Here is a 17,444-nt window from a genome sequence, read left to right as displayed (position 1 = left end):
ACCCTACCGGCCGTCCACCGACGCGTCGCTCGGTCCCGCATCCCCAAAACCCCCGGAATCCCCCGGCGAACCCGCGTCGAACGCCGTCTCCTTGGCCTGCGCAGGCGCCGCCGACGCGCCGAGCGGGGCGAGCCGGCCCTCGGCGTCAGGCGGCCAGGCGAAGCGCTGCACGTCGCCCGTGGCGCGGTCGACGAGCGCGACGAACGCAGCGCGGGGGCTATCGGCCATGCGCACCTTGAGGCGCGTGGAGACGTTCGTGAAGTCCGGTCCGCGCAAGGGGCCGCGACGTCGATCCTTCGAGTCGCGATCGAGCATCGGCACGTCGAAGCGGATCCGATCGAGCAGCTCCTTGCCGACCCAGAACTCGACCGCGAACCGGCCCATCATGCGCACCGTGGGCGTCGGCGTGTTCACGAGGACCGAGGAAACACGCGGGAGCGAGGCCTTGCCGCCCTGGACCTGGATGTCGAAGACCCACTGCTTCTTCGACGCATTGCCCGGCGGATCCGGGGGAAAACCACCCCGAGGAGGCTCGGGCGCGGCGGGCGCCTTCGCGCGGGAGGGCTCGGCGAGCGAAAGCGCAGCGGCAGCGCCGAGGGCAGCGCCGAGGCCGAGCGCGAGGAAGAGGCGGCGGTTCTTCACGTGTCCTTGGACCTGACATCGTCGCCGAAGATTTCAATCGTCCCGCGGTCGCCGTCGACACGGACACGATCGCCGGTGCGAATCGCGACGGTGGCGCCCGGGACGTTGACGACGGCCGGAACGCCGTACTCACGCGCGACGATCGCCGCATGCGAGAGCGGGCCGCCGAGCTCGGTGACGACCGCAGCAGCGACGAGGAAAAGCGGCGAGAGGCCAACGTCCGTGGTGCGCGTGACGAGGATCTCGCCGGCGCAGACGGCGTCGAGGCCGCTCGTGCCGGGCGCGAGGACACGCGCGCGGCCCTCGACGACGCCGCTCGACGCCGGCAGGCCGACGAGGCGGCGGCCAAACGCGGGCGGGAGCTGGACGGGCGGCGGGCGGCCGATGAAGGTGGGCGGAGGATCGGGGCGCTGGGCATCGCGCAGGTGCTCGGCGCGGCGGAGGCGCGCGACGTGGCCGATCTCGGCGCGGCCGCTGCGGAGCGCGAGGATGAGCTCGTCGTAGGTGCAGAAAAAGACGGCGCCCGTGGGCAAGGTGGGGTCGATGCGGCGGAGGCGTCGATCGACGTCGAGCGCGATGGTGCGGAGCATGCCGAGGACACGCGTGACCCACATGCGCATGCGCTCGCGGAGACGCGTGAAGCGCTGCGTGCGCGTGACGAGGGCGCGGACGGCGTAGAGCACGGCCGGGCCGATGCGCGTTTCGAGCTGGGCCATCTCGCGATCGGCGAGGGCGCGAGCACGAGCGAGGGCGCGATCGGGGTCGCTGTCGGGCGCGCGGAGGGCAGCGACGAGCATGGCGAGGACCGCGGTGGGATCCTCGCGCCAGCGCGGCGTGGAGAGCTCGGCCTCGCGGACGGCACGGTCGCCGAAGGTGTCGAGGAACGATTCGAGCTCGCGGCGCGTGGGACCGTCGGGAAGATCGTTCAGGGCGCGAACTTTTCCGGCGAGGAGGCATTCGCGGGCCTCGGGTTCTTCGCGCGCGCGCACGGCGATGCGGGCGAGGGCAACGCCGGGGCCCGCGCTTTCGAGCTCGCGAACACCGCCGACGAGGGCATGCGCGAGAGACGTGCCGGTCGAGAGGGACCGGGGCATGAGCGGATCCATCGCGAGCGCGGCGTCTTCGTCGTCACGCGCGGACGAGCGGCGCGCGGCGACACGATCGAGCAGGCGCGCGAGCGCAAGGTGGCTCGCGAGCGAGGCCGAGGCGCACGAGAGCATCAACGTGCCCGTGCGATCGAGCAGCGCGCTCGCGGTGCGCAGCGTGGTGGCGAGCGCGTCGTCGGGCAGGAGGCCGAGGTCCATCTCGGCGAGGGAGCGACGCGCGCGTTCGGCTTCGACCTCGTAACTCGCGACGTCACGTTCGAGCCGCGCCTGGCTCGCGAGCACGCGCGGGGCCACGACGGGCAGGCGCGCGAGGAAGCCGCGCTTCGAGACGTCCTCGGTTTGTCGTTCGAGGAGCGCGATTGCGGCCTCGCCCGCGCCGCCGGAGGCTTGCAGAAGCGCACGCGGCGAGAGCAGCGGAACCTGCGCGGCGATTTGCATGAACGCGGTGAGGTTCAGGTAGAAGCGCCCGTGCACGTTGGTGACGAGGTGCGCGCCGCGCGGAACACGACAGCCGAGCGCGGCGAACGCTTCACGGAAACCCTTCTCGCTGAAGCTCCGCGCGATCGACCACGTGAGCGGCGTCGCCGCGCCGGGCAAAGCCTCGCCGACGTTCGCGCGTGACCAGACCGTCTGCGCATCGCCGCCCTCGGGAAAACCTCCGCCGCCGATCGGACGCACCTGCAGGAGGAGCACTTGATCCTTGCCCTCGGGCGTCCGCTCGACGGCGAACTCCACGTCGAAGGGCCCGGTGCCGCCTTGTTCGAGCCGGCTCGCGAGCTCGCCGAGCTGCCCGATCGCCTCGTGCGAGAGCGCGGGTAGCCTCGTGCGATCCTCGGGGATCGCGACCTCCTCCATGCCACGCGGGCCGACGACGAGCGCGCGTCGCTTCTCGGCGACGACCGTCGCGACCACGCCGCCCGCCTTCGCGAAGCGCACCGAGTCCGTCGGCATCGCGCCCTCCACGACGGGCGCGCCGAGCCCCAGCGTGACGTTGACGAGCCGCTCGTTCTCGCCCCAGTGCTCGCCCGCGAGCCCCGGCGGCGGCGCGGTGAACAAGACGCCCGCGGCCTCGGCGCGCGCCATCACCTGCACGAGCACGGCCATGGCCACGTCACGCACGCCGTGGTGCGCGAGGTAGTCGATCGCGCGCGGCAAAAACGCGCTCGCCCACACTTGCTTGATCGCCGCGGCGAGCCCCTCGGGCCCACGCACGCCGAGGAGCGTGGTCGCGAGCCCGGCAAAACTCGTCTCCTCGCCATCCTCGCACGTCGCGCTCGAACGCACGGCGAGACCCCACGGCGCGCTCTCGCCGACGTCCGCCCAGAGCGCTTCGATCGCAGCTTGCAGCGGCGCGGCGAGCGGGGCCGCCTGGATGCGATCGCGGGCGCGCGCGGCGCGATCGATGCCCGTGCGGCTGCCGGCGAGCTTGATCAGCGTGGGCAGGTCGTGGCCGCGCGGGAGCGTGGTCTCGGCGAGTGCGTCGAAGTGATCGGCGGGAAGGACCCAGCCGCGCGGAACGGGCAGGCCTTCACGGACGAGGCGCCCGAGGCTCGTGGCCTTGCCGCCGAAGCGCCGGGCGTCGCCGCGCCTGCGGCCAAAGGCGAGCGCGAGCGGACGGAGGGTGTTCTCGTAGCCGCTCGGCGTGTCCGTGCCGCCGGGCGTTCTCGCTGCTCGCGCCGAAGGGTCGACCACGCCGACGCCTTACCATGCTTTGTGCGCGGCGGCGCTCAGGGGGCGGGCAAGCCGCGCAAGACGCGCTCGTGCCAGAGCAGCATCTCGGCCCCACCGGGCCCTCGGTTCCAGGCGTAATCGTGCGGCCCCGGCGTCACGACGAGCTGATGCGGGACCTTTTCCTCTGCGAGCGCCGCGGAGAGCGCCCGCACGGCTGGCAGGAACGGATCGTCGTCGCTCGACACGATCCTCAGCGCGAACGGCTGCCGGTCCATGGCCGCACGCGCGAGCTTGGCGAAGACCGGGGCCTCCTCGGGCTTCAACGCCGGCTGGAGCGCACCGACCGCGCCGAAGATCTCCGGGTGCGCGAACCCGACGAAGAGCGCAAGCCGTCCGCCCATGCTGACGCCGTCGATGCCCGTCGCCGCGCGATCCGAGGACGCCTTCGCCTCGGCGCGCACGCGCGGCAGGAGCACGTCGGTCACGAATCGGCCGAAGGGCGCGGCGCCTTTCTCGGATCGATCCGCGACGACGGGCGTGTACGGGCACGCGACGACGAGCCCCTCGTACGGGTGTTTTGCGAGCGAGTCGTTCATCTGCGCGAGCCGGTCGGGTCGGACAAACCCTTCGAGATCCACACCTGTCAGCGGCGGCGCGAGAAGCCTTCGATCGATCCGATCGAGGCCGTAATCATCCCGCCACGCAAACGCGCCGACCTCGAGCCCACGCCCCGATTCGCCACGACCATGCAGCGCGACGAGCACAGGCAGAGGCCGCGTGGACGGCGCGGCGAGGACGAGGGCGCGCTCCTCTTCCGGCGTGAAAGAGAGGTCTTTCCAGCGAAGTCCGTCCACCGGCGACGGCGGCGTCTGCTTGCTGCGACAGGCGCCGATCGAGAACGCGGCGAGGCCGAGGAGGGCGCGGCGGCGGGTGAAGGCCATCAGCCAAGCTCTCTAGCGGAGCTCTTCGCGTCCGTCATGGGCGAGCGAACGAGCCGTGCGAACGACCCGTTTTCACATTTCCGATCGCCTGCCACCAAAGCCGCAATCCGACAGGCTCCTCCGTGCTGCGCGGTAGCGTTTGGCGCTCGTCACGCTATGGATCCAAAGTAGTACGGCGCCGAAACATCAGCGACGGCCGGGCCGGAAATCCAGCGGTATTCGCCCGCCGGATGTGCCCTGGTCGAGCCCGACGGCCTTCTGTTCATGGTGGGGAGACCAGGAACCGTGCAACTCGTGCATCCGAGCGCGAACGGCAGCGCATTGGCTGAAGACGAGGCGAGGACGGCCACGCAGGAGGGCTTTCGCGAGCTCCTGGAGGCCGCGCCCGACGCCATGGTGATGGTGGATGCCGCAGGCTCGATCATGCTCGTCAACACCCAGCTCGTACGCATGTTCGGCTACGAGCGCGGCGAGCTCGTCGGTCAGTCGATCGACATCCTCGTGCCCGAGCGCCTGCGGTCCGAGCACGTCAAGCACCGCACGCAGTACGCCGAAGAGCCGCGCCCGAGACCGATGGGCGCGGGCGTCGAGCTGCACGGGCGCCGCAAGGATGGCACCGAGTTCCCCGTCGAGATCAGCCTCTCGCCGATCCGCACGCGCGACGGAATCCTCGTCACCGCGGCGATCCGCGACGTCACCGAGCGCAACCGCGTGCAGGCGAAGTTCCGGAGCTTCCTCGAAGCCGCGCCCGACGCGATCGTCATCGTCAACGCCGCGGGCAAGATCTTCCTCTGCAACTCGCAAACCGAGCGTGTCTTCGGCTTCCCGCGCGCCGAACTCCTCGGCCAGCCCATCGAGGCCCTCGTCCCCGATCGCATCCACGACCGGCACATCCAGCACCGCGCGAGCTTCTTCTCCGACCCGCGCGTACGCCCCATGGGCTCCGGCCTCGAGCTCTACGGCCGTCGCAAGGACGGCACCGAGTTCCCCGTCGAAATTAGTTTGAGCCCCATCGAAACGGAAGAGGGCCTGCTCGTCGCGGCCGCGATCCGCGACATCACCGAGCGCAAGATGGTCGAGAAGAAGCTCCGCGCCTCGCTTCAGGAGAAGGAGGTCTTGCTCAAGGAGATCCACCATCGGGTCAAGAACAACCTCCAGATCGTCTCCAGCATGCTGAACCTGCAGATGGGGCAGATCACGGACCCGCACGCGCTGCAGCTCTTCAAGGAGAGCCAGACGCGCGTCCGATCGATCGCGCTTTTTCACGAGAAGCTCTACCAGTCGAAGGACCTCGCGCGTGTCGAGATCGCCGAGTACCTGCGGAGCCTCGCGGCGGGATTGCTCTACACGTACGGCGTGAGCCCCGATCACGTCGCGCTCGCCCTCGACGCCGAGGGCGTACCGCTCGGCGTCGACGCGGCGATCACGTGCGGGCTCGTGGTGAACGAGCTCGTTTCGAACGCGATCAAGCACGCGTTCCCGGACGGTCGAAATGGAACGGTGCGGGTCGGGCTCAAACGGCGCGGGGACGAGGTGGTCCTCGAGGTCGAGGACGACGGAATCGGCTTTCCGCCCGACGTCGACTTCCGCGACGCCGGCACGCTGGGCCTCAAGCTCGTGTGCATCCTGGCGGAGCAGATCCACGGGACGATCGAGCTCCAGCGAGACTCCGGCACGAAGTTCGTGGTGCGTTTCCCCCTGAGCCCGACGCAATCATGAGCGACGCGAAGCGGAAGATCTTCATCGTCGAGGATCAGCGGATCGTCGCCGCGGACCTCGAAAACACGCTGCGATCCCTGGGATACGAAGTCTCGGGCACGGCTGCGTCCGGCGAGCGCGCGATCGAAACAGTGCTCGCGCGGAGACCCGATCTCGTCCTGATGGACATCCGCCTCGAAGGGTCGATGGACGGGGTAGAGGCCGCGGAACGGATCCGCGCGGAGCTCGACATCCCGATCGTGTACCTCACGGCGTACGCCGACGAGGAGACGATCGTCCGCGCGAAGACGACGAGTCCCTTCGGGTACCTGGTCAAACCGTTCAACGAGCGCGAGCTGCGCGGCGCGATCGAGATCGCGCTCTACAAGCACGAGACGGATCGGCTGCTCCACGCGCGGATGGTGATGCTGGCCGAAGAGGAAGCGCGGCGGCGCGCCTCCGAGGAGGCCGAGAAGCGCTTCCGGCTGCTCGTCGAGTCCGTGAAGGACTACGCGATCTTCATGCTCGACCCCGACGGGCGCGTCGCGAGCTGGAACGCCGGCGCGACGCGGATCATGGGCCACGAGCAGAGCGCGATCCTCGGCACGCACGTGTCGACGTTCTACACGGAGGGCGACGTCGAGCAGGGCAGCCCGGAGGAGGCGCTCGCCGGGGCCAAGCGCAACGGCCACTTCCTCGGCGAGGGCGTTCTCGTGCGCAAGGACGGCTCGCAGTTCCGCGCGGAGCTCCGGCTCTCGCCCGTGCACGACGAGAACGGCGAGCTGCGGGGCTTCGCCACCGTGATGCGAGACCTCACCGAGCAGAAGCGCGCCGAGGAGATCCAGGCGTTCCTCGACGAGACAACGCTCCTGCTCACGAGCTCGCTCGAAACCGAAGGCACGCTGCAGAAGGCGACCGAGCGCGCGATCCCGCTGCTCGGCGATCTCTGCTTGGTGGACCTCGCGAACGAGCAGGGAGCCCTCGTCGTCTGCGCCGCCGCGAACCAGATCGGGAACGAAGAGCTCACGAAGGAGCTCTCGCGCGCGATCGGGCGGCGCGAGGGCGCCGATTACACGTTCCGCTGCGGCGGCAAGGTCCTCCACGAGGTGATCGAGAACCTCCCCTGCATGGCGCGCGTGCTCGGGACGAGCCCCGAGCTTTTGCGCTCGCTCGGGCCGATCTCGTACATCTGCGTCCCGATCGAGCTGCGCGGACGCAGGCTCGGCGTGGTCGAGCTCGTGCGTCGCGCGGCGCGAGGCCGGTACACGCCGGCGGACCTCGCCGTGGCCCAGGAGCTCGGGCGCAGGTTCGGCATCGCGCTCGACAACGCCCGCCTCTACCGCGAGGCGCAGGAGGCGATCCGCGCGCGCGACGAGTTCTTCATGATCGCCTCGCACGAGCTTCGAACCCCGCTCACGCCGCTGCAGCTCCAGCTCGAAGGGCTCGAACGCACACTGAAGCGCGCGGGGCTCCTGAACGATCAACTCACCGGACGCGTCGAGCGCTGCTCGCGGCAGATCTTCCGGCTCACGCGGCTCGTGGAGAGCCTGCTCGACGTCACACGCATCACGGCCGGTCAGCTCGCGATCGAGCCTGAAACCGTGGACCTCTGCGCGCTCGCCCGCGACGTGACCGAGCGCTTCGCTTCGGAGTCGAACGAGACGGGCACCAAGATCGAGCTGCGTTCGTGTTCGTCGCTCGTCGGCCGCTGGGATCCGTTGCGGATCGATCAGGTTCTCTCGAACCTGCTGGAGAACGCGGTGAAGTACGGGGGCGGCCGGCCCATCGAGGTCGTGATCACGGACGACGGTGACGCGGCGCGGATCTCCGTCACGGATCACGGGATGGGGATCGCGCCCGAGGCGTGCGCGCGGATCTTCGAGCGGTTCGAGCGCGCGGTGTCGCTCAAGCACTACGGAGGGCTCGGGCTCGGCCTCTTCATCGCGAAGCAGATCGTGGAGGCGCACGGCGGGAAGATCGCGGCGAAGAGCCAGCCGGGCGAGGGCTCGACGTTCACGGTGACGCTGCCGCGCTGGGGCGTCGCGCTCGCGTCCGAGGTCGCGTGATGCGCTAGAGCCCGAGCCAGGGGCCGGGATCGAGCGGCGTCGCGCCGTGGCGGATCTCGAAGTACACGGTGTCGCCCTGCCCTGCCGTCGGCGCCGTGCCGACGCGCGCGCCCGCGGCCACGGGATCACCCGCGCGGAGCTCGGTGCCGCCGAGGCTCGCGTACACGCTGTAGTAACGATCGCCGTGATCGACGATCACCGTGAGCGCGTAACTGTCGTACCGATCCGCGAACACCACGCGACCCGCGGCGACGCTGCGAACGGCCGCGCCAGGCTGCGTGAAGAGCTCGACGCCGCTCACGCCGTGCTTCGACGAGCGCCGCACCTCGGCGCGCCCTGCGACCGGGAAGAGCAGGCGACCCTTCTGCGCCTCGAACCCGAGGCGCGCGTCCGCGTCGCGAGGCCCGCTGTCGGCGCCGTAAATCGCCACGTAATCCGGGCGTGACGACGATTCGAAGGCGCGTGCGAACGCCGCCCTGCGCTCGTCTTCGGCTTCGAGCGCGCGCTTGGCCCGCATCATGGCCTCGCGCTGCAGCTCGAGCGGCGCGCGCTCGGCGCGGAGCCGCAGGATGCGACCTTCGAGCTCGGTGCGACGTTCGAGTAGCGCCTTCTCATCGGCGATGTCGCGCTCGAGGGCGCGACGAACCCGCTCGACCCGCGCCGCGTGATCGACGAGCGCGTCGAACCCTTCCCCCACGGGCAAGAGACCCGCGTGCACGTGGCGATAGTAGGCCCGACCGCGCGCCAGCATGCGCTTGCGCAAGGTCTCGATGTGCGGATCGATCCCCGCGAGCTCGACCTCGACGGCGCGTTGCTCGTCGTCGATCCGCTTCAAGAGTCGCTCGAAATCCGCGACGGACGAGAGCGCGCTCGGCGCCTGCACGGGCAGCGACTCCACGGGCGTGCCGCCTCGCGCCGCGCCCGAGACGAGCGCGAGGAGCAACACCGGCAGGATCGACGTGCGGCGCCTCATGTCAGATCGCAGCCATCCGGCGCAGGCTCACGAGCGCCGTCGTCGCCCCGAGCGCGCCGCCGAGGAGCACGAGCCCGAGCGAGACGGTCCAGGGCAAGAACGAGGGCGAGAGCCCGAGCAGATTCGCGAGCTCGTGATCGAAGCGCCCGCGCACCAGGAAAAACAACCCGCCGAGCAGCGCGATCGCCGCCGCCGCGCCCGCCGCGCCTTGCATCGCGCCCTCGATCACGAAGGGACGCCGCACGAACTCGTTCGTCGCGCCGACGAGCTTCAAGACCTCGACCTCGGTGCGCCTTCGGCTCAGCAAGAGCCGCATGGTCGAGCTGATCACGCTGAAGACCGCGCACATCACGACCACCGCGAGCGCCGCGCTCGCCGACACACCGCCGCCGAGCAGCGACGAGAGGCGCTCGGTCCAGCGCTGATACGTCTCGACCGTCTCCACCGCCGGCAGCGCCCGCAGCTTGAGCGCGATCGACTGGAGATCGGTCTCGCCGATGTCGTCCGTGAAGCCGAGCTCGAGCGAGGCCGGAAACGCGGCCGGCGGCAGCGACGCGAGCGCCGCGTCGGACTCGTCGACCACGATCTCGCGCCGCGCCTCCACGCTCGTCACGTGCCGCACGCGCTTCACGCCGGGTGTACGTTCGAGCGCGCGGACGAGCTCGTTCACCTCGGGATCGGCCACGCCGTCGCGCAGGTACACCGTCGCGCGCCCGGCCCGCGACCAGCGATCACGCACCGCCGAGAGGTTCGTCACCACGAGCAGCGACGCCGCAAGGCACACGAACGCGACGGCGAGGGAGAAGATCGACTGCACGTGCACGCGCATGTCCCCTCGCCCGGGTCTCCAGGCCTTCATGGGCACTCGCACGCCGTACCGTTCGCTCGCCATCCGAAACTCCTCCCCCTACGCCACGAGATTCATCGGGGCGTCCGCGCCGGCGACGTCGAGCCCGTTCGGCGCGTCCGTCGCCTTGCCGGCGTCGAGCACCACGACGCGCCGCGGACGCACGTCGAGCAGCGTCCGATCGTGCGTCGCGAAGAGCACCGTGGTCCCGGTCTCGTGGATGTCCTCGAACAGGCCGAGGATATCGATCGCGAGCTGCGGATCGAGGTTGCCCGTCGGCTCGTCCGCGAGGATGAGCGCCGGCTCGCCCACGATCGCCCGCGCGATCGCGACCCTCTGCTGCTCGCCGCCCGAGAGCCGCTTGGCCTCCTCGTCGCCGCGCCCCGCGAGCCCCACGCGTTCGAGCGTCTCGCCCACGCGGCTGCGCACGAGCCGCGGCGGCAGGCCCACGACTTCGAGGGCCACGGCGACGTTGTCGAACACGGTCCAGCTCGGCACGAGCTTGAAGTCCTGGAACACGTACCCGATGTTCCGGCGCAAGGCCGGGATCGACTCCTCGCGCAGGCGCCCCACGTCGCGGCCGAGGAACAGGATCCGCCCCTCGTCGACGCGGTCGGTGCGATGCACGAGGCGCAGGAGCGTGCTCTTGCCCGAGCCCGAGGGCCCCGTGATGAAGACGAACTCTCCCCGCTCGATCGTGAGCGACATCCCCCGCAGCACGGGCTGGTCGGCCCGGTAGGCCTTGTGCACGTCCTCGAACACCAGGATCGGTCGCCTCGCTGCAGCCGGGTCGAACCGATGCCCGGGTCTGAGGGCCGGGTGAAACGAAGGGCGCAGGGATGACGCCATGGCCGCGATTGCTACCAGGGCCCTACGGAGCGGGAAAATTTTTGGGGTAAGGGAGAGAGGCCATGCCGCTCCGCATCGCGTTTTTTGGCCTGCCGCTCGCCGCGCTCCTGCTCGCGAAGGACGGGCACTCGATCGAGCTCTGCGCCGTCTGCCGCAAGGACGCGCTCGGCGTGCGTCGCGCGCGGCGCGTGTTCGGCGAGCGCGTCCTCGTCCGACCCAAGGTGACCGATCCCGCGCTCCTTGATCGGGTGAGGCGCCTCGCGCCCGATCTCGTCGTGAGCTGGTTCTGGACCACGCGCCTGCCGATGCGCGTCGTCGAGGCCGCGCGGCTCGGCGGCATCGGCGTGCACCCCTCGCTCCTGCCGCGCCATCGTGGCCCGGATCCGACGACGTGGGCGATCTTGAGCGGCGACGCGATGACCGGCGTGTCCGTGCATCGCATCGCCGAGGAGTACGACACGGGCGCGATCCTCGAACAGGAAGAGCTCGCGATCGATCCGCGCTGGACCGGCTGGGATCTCGCGCGCGCCCTCGATCGCCCCTCGCTCCGCGCCCTGCGCCGCACCTGCATGCGCTTCTCCCGCGGCGAGACGATCGCCGAGATCCCGCAAGACGAAGACCTCGTCACGTACGCGCCGGCCCTCGGCGAGGACGAGCACGCGATCCGCTGGACCTGGCCCACCGATCGCGTCCTTCGGCACATCCGCGCCCTCGCGCCTGCGCCCGGGGCCTTCACCGAGATCGCGGGCACGCTCGTCACCGTGCTCGAGGCCCGCAAAGCGCCGCGTTTTCCCGAAGCGCTGGAGCCTGGAGAGGGGTACGCCGAGGGGGGCCATGCCGTGATTCGCACGGGGGACGGCGCGGTGATCCTGGTCCGCGGTGAGATCGACGGCGCGCCTGCCCCGGCGGAAGCCCTCGCCCGCCTCTTTCTTGCGCCGGAGCCTTTGCTAGGCTGACGCCGCGCTCCGCGACAGGCGCGCTTTCTTGGAGGAGGACCGTGGAACCCGCTCAGCTCGCAAAGACCGCGCGCGCATCCCTCGCCGAAGCGCTCGGTGCCCTGCAGAGTGCCGACGACGCGCCGGACGAGCTCCTCGAAGCCGCCGAGCCCATCGCGAAGACGATGGGCATCCTGCACAAGATCGAGCGCAGTAACGGAGCTGTACTCGACGGCCGCGACGTCGCCCTCAAGAACGTGCGCAAGGTCCTCGCGGACGTGCAGGCGCTCGACGTCGATCACCCCGCGGTCGATACGGTGCTCGAAGCGGTCGCCGCGTCGCTCGCGAAGGTGAACGCGCTCGCGAAGTACAAGGGCACGGGCGCGCCCGCGCCTCAACCCGTCGCGGAACCGAAGCCCGCGCCCGCTCCCGCGCCCGAGCCGGTCGCTGAAGCGAAGGCTGCACCCGTTCCCGCACCCGAACCGTTCGCTCAAGCGAAGGCTGCACCCCTTCCCGCGCCCGAACCGTTCGCTCAAGCGAAGGCTGCACCCCTTCCCGCACCCGAACCGTTCGCTCAAGCGAAGGCTGCACCCGTTCCCGCGCCCGAACCGTTGGCGCAAGCGAAGCCTGCACCCCTTCCCGCGCTTCAACCGGTTGTGTCGGAGGCGAGACTTGCACCCGTTCCCGCGCCCGAACCGTTGGCGCAAGCGAAGCCTGCACCCGCTCCCGCGCCCGAGCCCGTCGAGATCATCAAGCCCGCGCCGGTCCTCCAGATCGCCCCCGAGCCTGCGCCCGCGCCGATCTTCGCGCCGCAGCCCGTCGTCGAGGTGAAGGCCACGCCCGCGCCGCAGCCCGTCGCGCCTGCGCCGCAGCCCGCGCCCGCGCCCACGCCGGCCCCCGCGCCCGCGAAGGCCAAGGAGCCCGCGCCCACGCCCGCGCCTGCCAAGGCCGAGCCGCGCAGGGATCCGCAGCCCACGCCCGCGCCCGCGAAGGCCACGCCTGCGCCCGCGCCCGCGCGAAGCAAAGAGCACGCGCCTCCGCCCGGCACACGCGCCGTCGACGTCGAGCTCGGCACGCACAGCTCCTCGAACTTCTACAAGGGCCTCTCCGGCAACGACGTCATCGAGCACGGCGGCATCTTCGTCTCGACCTACCGCATCCCGAAGCTCGGCGCCGAGGTGCAGCTCCGCGTTCTTCTCCCCGGCGACTACGAGTTCTACGCGAAGGGCGTCGTGCAATGGACGCGCGAAGCGAGCGGCTCCTCCGAGCCCGGCTTCGGCGCGCGACTCACCCAGATCGGCAACGAGGGCAGGCAGCTCGTCTACCGCTACGCGCGGAACCGCGAGCCGATGTTCTACGACGACCTGTGAAGCCTTTTTCGAAACGCCGCGCGGCCCTCGTAGGCGCCGCGCTCTTGCTGGCCCTCGCCGTGCCCCGCACCGCCGAGGCCGTCGGAGACCCGGATCTCGATTGGCAAACGATCGAGACGGCGCACTTCCGCGTCCACTACCCGACCACGCTCACGCCGCTCGCCGAGCGCGTGGCGCGCGTCTCGGAAGCCATCCACGCGCGCCTCACCGTCGCGCTAGGAAACCGCCCGCGCAGCATCACCGAGATCGTGCTGACGGACGACGTCGACTCGGCGAACGGCTCGGCCACGGCGCTGCCCTTCAACACGGTCCGCCTCTACGCGACCGCGCCCGAGGACCTCTCGCCGCTCGGCGACTACGACGACTGGCTGCTCGACCTCATCACGCACGAGCACACGCACATCCTGCACCTCGACAACATCTCGGGGCTGCCCGCGATCGCCAACGCGATCCTCGGCAAGTCGTACGCACCGAACCAGGTGCAGCCGCGATGGATCATCGAGGGCCTCGCCACGGTGTACGAATCGCGCGAGTCGAGCGCGGGCCGCCTGCGCTCCGCGCTCTTCGACATGTTCCTGCGCGCCGACGTGCTCGACGACAACATCGCGCGGCTCGATCAGATGTCGTCGACCTCGATGCGCTGGCCGCAGGGGAACATCTGGTACCTCTACGGCTCGCGTTTCCTCGGCTGGGTCACCGACGTCTACGGCGGCCACACGATGACGGCCGTCGCCGCGGACTACGGCCAGAACGTCATCCCCTGGGGCATCAACCGCTCGATCCGCCGCGCCACCGGCCGGACGTACGAGGAGCTCTTCGAGGGCTTCAAGGATCACCTCCGCCTCAAGTACGCCGCGCAGGTACGCGCCGTCGAAGCGCGGGGCCTGCGCGAAGGCGTGCGCCTCACCCGCCACGGCCGCAACGTCCTCTACCCGAGGTTCGTCCCGCGAAACGCTCGCGCCACGGACGCCGACGAGCTCGTCTACTACCGCGACGACTACAACGCCCGCGAGGGCATCTACCGCGGGCGCTTCAACGCCCGCCATGACGCGTTCGAGGAGGACACGAAGCTCGTCGCCCGCACCCGCGGCGCCTCGGCCTCGGCGTTCTCGCCGGCCGGCGATCACTTCCACCAGAGCAACGGCCCCTTCAAGATCGTCTACCGCCGCGACGACCTCTACCGCGTCGAGAACGGCAAGACGGCGCCACGTGGCGACGAAGCCGCGCGCCATCGCCTCACCACCGGCCTACGCGCCGGCGCGCCCGACATCAGTCCTGACGGCCGTCGCATCACGTTCACCGTCAACACGAAGGGCACGACGTTCCTCGAGATCGCCGACCTCGACCCCGAGGGCCACATCCAGAACCGGCGCGACCTCGTCCCGAGCGCGCGCTTCGAGCAGGCCTACACGCCGCGCTTCTCGCCCGACGGCCGCTCCATCGCCTACAGCGCGTGGACCACGGGCGGCTACCGCGACGTCCGCATCGTCGACGTCGCCACCGGCTCGTTCCAGAACATCACGCGCGACCGCGCCCTCGACGCGAACCCCACCTGGTCGAGCGACGGAAAGACCCTCTACTTCTCCTCGGATCGCAGCGGCATCCCGAACATCTACGCCTACGACGTCGGAAGCCGCGCGCTCAAGCAAGTCACGAACGTCCGCACAGGCGCGCTCCAGCCCGCGGTAAGCCCCGACGACAAGACACTCGTCTACGTCGGCTACACCTCGAAGGGCTACGACCTCTACGCGATGCCGCTCGACCCGGCGCGTTTCCTCGACGCGCCACAGGCGCCCACGGATCGCCCCGATCCTCCACCCGAGCCCGAGCGCGTCCTCATGCAGAAGACCCCGTACCGGGCGCTCTCCACGCTCGCGCCGCGCAACTACGGCGTCTCCTTCGGCCCCGGCAACTACAGCCAGAACGCGCTCACGCTGAACACGTTCGGCGCCGACGTCGCGGGCTTTCACGAGTTCCAGGCGGAGCTCATCGCCGACTTCGCCGCGCCCGCGCCGCGCGTGAACCTCGACTACGCCTACCGCCGTCTCCCCGTCGATCTCAATCTCCGCTTCTTCTACGCCGTCTCCCCGCGCTACCAGGGCTACCGCATCAACGGCCGCGACGTCCCCTACGACGAGCGCGGCATCGGCCTCTCGTCGAGCATCGTCTACCGCATGCCGGGCGAGTTCACCGATCAGAGCTTGAGCCTCGCCTACTCGGTCACCGGCTTCCGCGCCGAGCTCCCCGGACAAACCCAGCCCGATCCTTACGCCACGCGCACGCGCCTGCCCATCAGCGGCACGATCGGCACCGTCCGCGCGTCCTACTCCTTCTCCAACGTCGAAGGCTCGCTCGACGCGGCCGGCGCGATCCGCGGCTACTCGATGCGCTTCGCCGTCGAATACGCGGGCCCGCCGACCGGCAGCGACTTCACCCTCCAGACGGCCGAGACCTCCATGGCCGGCTACATCCCCATGCCCTGGCGCGGCCTGCACACGCTCGCCTTGCGCGTCGCGGGCGGCATCGCCGCGGGCACCTACCCGCGCGACGGCTTCTTCTTCGTCGGCGGCTACGACCTCGACAACGTCAGCATCGTCGACACGGTCACGACGGGCATCTACGACGGCTCCTTCGTCCTGCGCGGCTACGCGCCCGGCAGCGCGGCGGGCCGCGCGTACCTCCTCACGAACGCCGAGTACCGCTTCCCGATCATCAAGCCCGACTGGGGTTTGTCCACGCTCCCCTTCTTCGTCCGCCGCCTCGACGGCAACCTCTTCGTCGACTACGGCGGCGCGTTCGACAAGCTCACGCGGGACGACGTCTCGTTCCTCTCGAACGGCGCGCTCATCGACGCGCCCAAGCTCCACACGTCGATCGGCGCCGAGCTCTGGCTTGGCCTCTCGCTCGGCTACTACCTCAACACGCAGCTTCGCGTGGGTTATGCCTACGGCTTCAGCGCGAAGGCGATCCCCGGCGGCCAGGCGTACTTCCTCGCCTCGAGCGCGTTCTGACGAGAAAGGCCAAGAACTTGCCCCGATCTTCGTGCAAGGCGTCTCTTCGGCACGTGCGCCGATCTCTCGCCCTCCTCCTCGCGCTCGCTTTTGCGGGCTGCGTCATGCCGCAGACGCCGACGGACAAGCTCATGGACGCCGCGTACGACCACAACACGGCGCTGCGCTTCGGCCGCATGGACATCGCGCGCGAACACGTCGCGCTCTCGGCGCGTGACGCGTGGGCGAAGCGTCACGCCTCCTGGGGCGACCGCGTGCGCGTCGTCGATCTCGAGCTTGCGGACGTGCGCATGAAAAACCGCGACGAAGCCGAGGTGCGCGTGCGTGTCGAGTGGCAACGCATCGACGAGGCCGAGCTCCGCACGACCGAGCTCGTCCAACGCTGGCGCAACGCGAGCGGCTGGCATGTCGACACGGAGGAGTGCGCCGCGGGCGACACGGCGCTCCTCGATCGTCCCGCGGACACGGCCACGCCCAAGGGCGAAACCGGCAGCGCTAGGGACGGTTTGTAAAGCTCATCCACCCCTCTCCCGAAAGGGAGAGGGGATGGGGGTGAGGGAGTCGTTCAGCTAGCAGCCGCCGGCGCCGCAGCCGCGGACTTCTTCGACTTCTTCGGCGCTGCGGTCTCCTGCGTGGTCTGCTCGACCTTCGGTGCCTTGGCGCGCGCCTTCTTCTTCACCTGTGCCTTGCGGCGCCTCATCTTGATCGAGTTGCGGCGATCACGGTAACCCATCGCGTGTGACTCCTCGGGGGATGCTTCGTCGGGCCCTCTCACAGCATGTGCTGCGTGAGCCTCGTCGTTCGGTTCGAAAAACGGGCGGCAAATCTGCCCAAGACTGGGCCCGCCCGCAAGGATTTGGGGAAGGGATCGAGGTGGGCTCGTCAGCTCCCGCCGACCGCTCCGTCGAGGGCGACCTCACGGCCGCGGACCTCGAGGCGATACCGGGAGTTCACGGTCTCGATGTAGAACACTTCCCGCCCCGCGAGCCGGAGGACCCGCTTGACCGGCGTCGTCACGTATTCGTGCATCCCGTCGGAAAACTCGATCACGACGACGGAGCCTTTCCGCGGAGCACGTACCAGTCGACCGACGACGGCGCGGGAGCCACGGCCGAGCTTGCGGAGCACAACTTGCACAGCAGTCATCCTAGCATGCACTCGCGAGACGGGCACAAGCTGCACAAGGGCGGGGCCTGATTTCCACGCGTCCGTCCAGCGCGCGCGATGAAAGATCCGGAATCGACGCAACGCATGCGCCTCGTTCGGAGGGTTTTCATCGAGCGACCGGGCTCCTACAAACCTCCGAAATTCCCCGGGATCCGAGCCCTTCTGATC

The 17,444-nt window shown here is 70.1% G+C and carries 14 protein-coding genes; 6 read left to right on the top strand and 8 right to left on the bottom strand.

The window, feature by feature from the left end:
- Positions 1-3: 3 nt before the first annotated feature.
- The 3 genes from KEG57_RS05360 to KEG57_RS05350 are packed head-to-tail and all read right to left on the bottom strand — an operon-like array spanning position 4 to position 4,360.
- Positions 4-642 carry a hypothetical protein gene (locus KEG57_RS05360; protein WP_272416950.1) on the bottom strand — a complete coding sequence of 213 codons (639 nt, stop codon included), beginning with the start codon at positions 640-642 and terminating at the stop codon, positions 4-6.
- Positions 639-3,440 carry a PEP/pyruvate-binding domain-containing protein gene (locus tag KEG57_RS55455; protein ID WP_272416949.1) on the bottom strand — a complete coding sequence of 934 codons (2,802 nt, stop codon included), beginning with the start codon at positions 3,438-3,440 and terminating at the stop codon, positions 639-641. The genes KEG57_RS05360 and KEG57_RS55455 overlap by 4 nt, the downstream gene beginning before the upstream one ends.
- 35 nt (positions 3,441-3,475) lie before the next feature.
- Complete coding sequence (locus KEG57_RS05350; RefSeq protein WP_272416948.1) at positions 3,476-4,360, bottom strand: alpha/beta hydrolase; 885 nt, start codon at positions 4,358-4,360, stop codon at positions 3,476-3,478.
- A 285-nt stretch (positions 4,361-4,645) separates the two neighbouring features.
- Between KEG57_RS05350 and KEG57_RS05345 the strand changes: the two genes are divergently transcribed.
- Positions 4,646-6,079 (top strand): sensor histidine kinase, encoded by a 1,434-nt coding sequence (locus tag KEG57_RS05345; protein WP_272416947.1) that lies wholly within the window; start codon positions 4,646-4,648, stop codon positions 6,077-6,079.
- A complete protein-coding gene (locus tag KEG57_RS05340; protein ID WP_272416946.1) occupies positions 6,076-8,124 on the top strand; it encodes an ATP-binding protein in 2,049 nt (682 codons plus the stop codon). Before KEG57_RS05345 ends, KEG57_RS05340 begins: the two co-directional genes overlap by 4 nt.
- A gap of 4 nt (positions 8,125-8,128) precedes the next feature.
- On the opposite strand, the gene KEG57_RS05335 is transcribed toward KEG57_RS05340, so the two are convergent.
- Genes KEG57_RS05335 through ftsE form a run of 3 tightly spaced genes read right to left on the bottom strand, consistent with a single transcriptional unit; the run spans position 8,129 to position 10,793 of the window.
- A complete protein-coding gene (locus KEG57_RS05335) occupies positions 8,129-9,097 on the bottom strand; it encodes a murein hydrolase activator EnvC family protein (protein ID WP_272416945.1) in 969 nt (322 codons plus the stop codon).
- 1 nt (position 9,098) lies between these two features.
- Positions 9,099-9,989, bottom strand: coding sequence for a cell division protein FtsX (locus tag KEG57_RS05330; protein WP_272416944.1), 891 nt, complete (start codon positions 9,987-9,989; stop codon positions 9,099-9,101).
- Positions 9,990-10,004: 15 nt separating this feature from the next.
- Positions 10,005-10,793, bottom strand: coding sequence for a cell division ATP-binding protein FtsE (gene ftsE / locus KEG57_RS05325; protein ID WP_272416943.1), 789 nt, complete (start codon positions 10,791-10,793; stop codon positions 10,005-10,007).
- 62 nt (positions 10,794-10,855) lie between these two features.
- Here ftsE and KEG57_RS05320 point away from each other — a divergent pair, with 62 nt between their 5' ends.
- The 4 genes from KEG57_RS05320 to KEG57_RS05305 are packed head-to-tail and all read left to right on the top strand — an operon-like array spanning position 10,856 to position 16,621.
- Entirely contained in the window at positions 10,856-11,749 is an 894-nt protein-coding gene (locus KEG57_RS05320; RefSeq protein ID WP_272416942.1) for a methionyl-tRNA formyltransferase, read from the top strand.
- A gap of 41 nt (positions 11,750-11,790) precedes the next feature.
- Positions 11,791-13,098, top strand: a complete 1,308-nt coding sequence (locus KEG57_RS05315; RefSeq protein WP_272416941.1) for a hypothetical protein — start codon at positions 11,791-11,793, stop codon at positions 13,096-13,098.
- Positions 13,095-16,109, top strand: a complete 3,015-nt coding sequence (locus tag KEG57_RS05310) for a BamA/TamA family outer membrane protein (protein ID WP_272416940.1) — start codon at positions 13,095-13,097, stop codon at positions 16,107-16,109. Before KEG57_RS05315 ends, KEG57_RS05310 begins: the two co-directional genes overlap by 4 nt.
- A gap of 53 nt (positions 16,110-16,162) precedes the next feature.
- On the top strand, positions 16,163-16,621 hold the full coding sequence (locus KEG57_RS05305) for a hypothetical protein (protein WP_272416939.1): 459 nt from the start codon (positions 16,163-16,165) through the stop codon (positions 16,619-16,621).
- Between the two features lie 53 nt (positions 16,622-16,674).
- Here the strand turns inward: KEG57_RS05305 and KEG57_RS05300 are convergent, their stop codons facing one another.
- Together KEG57_RS05300 and KEG57_RS05295 are read right to left on the bottom strand one after the other, a co-directional pair.
- A complete protein-coding gene (locus tag KEG57_RS05300; protein WP_272416938.1) occupies positions 16,675-16,842 on the bottom strand; it encodes a hypothetical protein in 168 nt (55 codons plus the stop codon).
- A gap of 149 nt (positions 16,843-16,991) precedes the next feature.
- Complete coding sequence (locus tag KEG57_RS05295) at positions 16,992-17,246, bottom strand: hypothetical protein (protein WP_136933470.1); 255 nt, start codon at positions 17,244-17,246, stop codon at positions 16,992-16,994.
- Between the last annotated feature and the right edge of the window lie 198 nt (positions 17,247-17,444).

It is taken from the genome of Polyangium jinanense, assembly GCF_028435365.1.
Note: the sequence above shows the minus strand (reverse complement) of the source record. Positions and strands in the feature narration are given on the sequence as shown.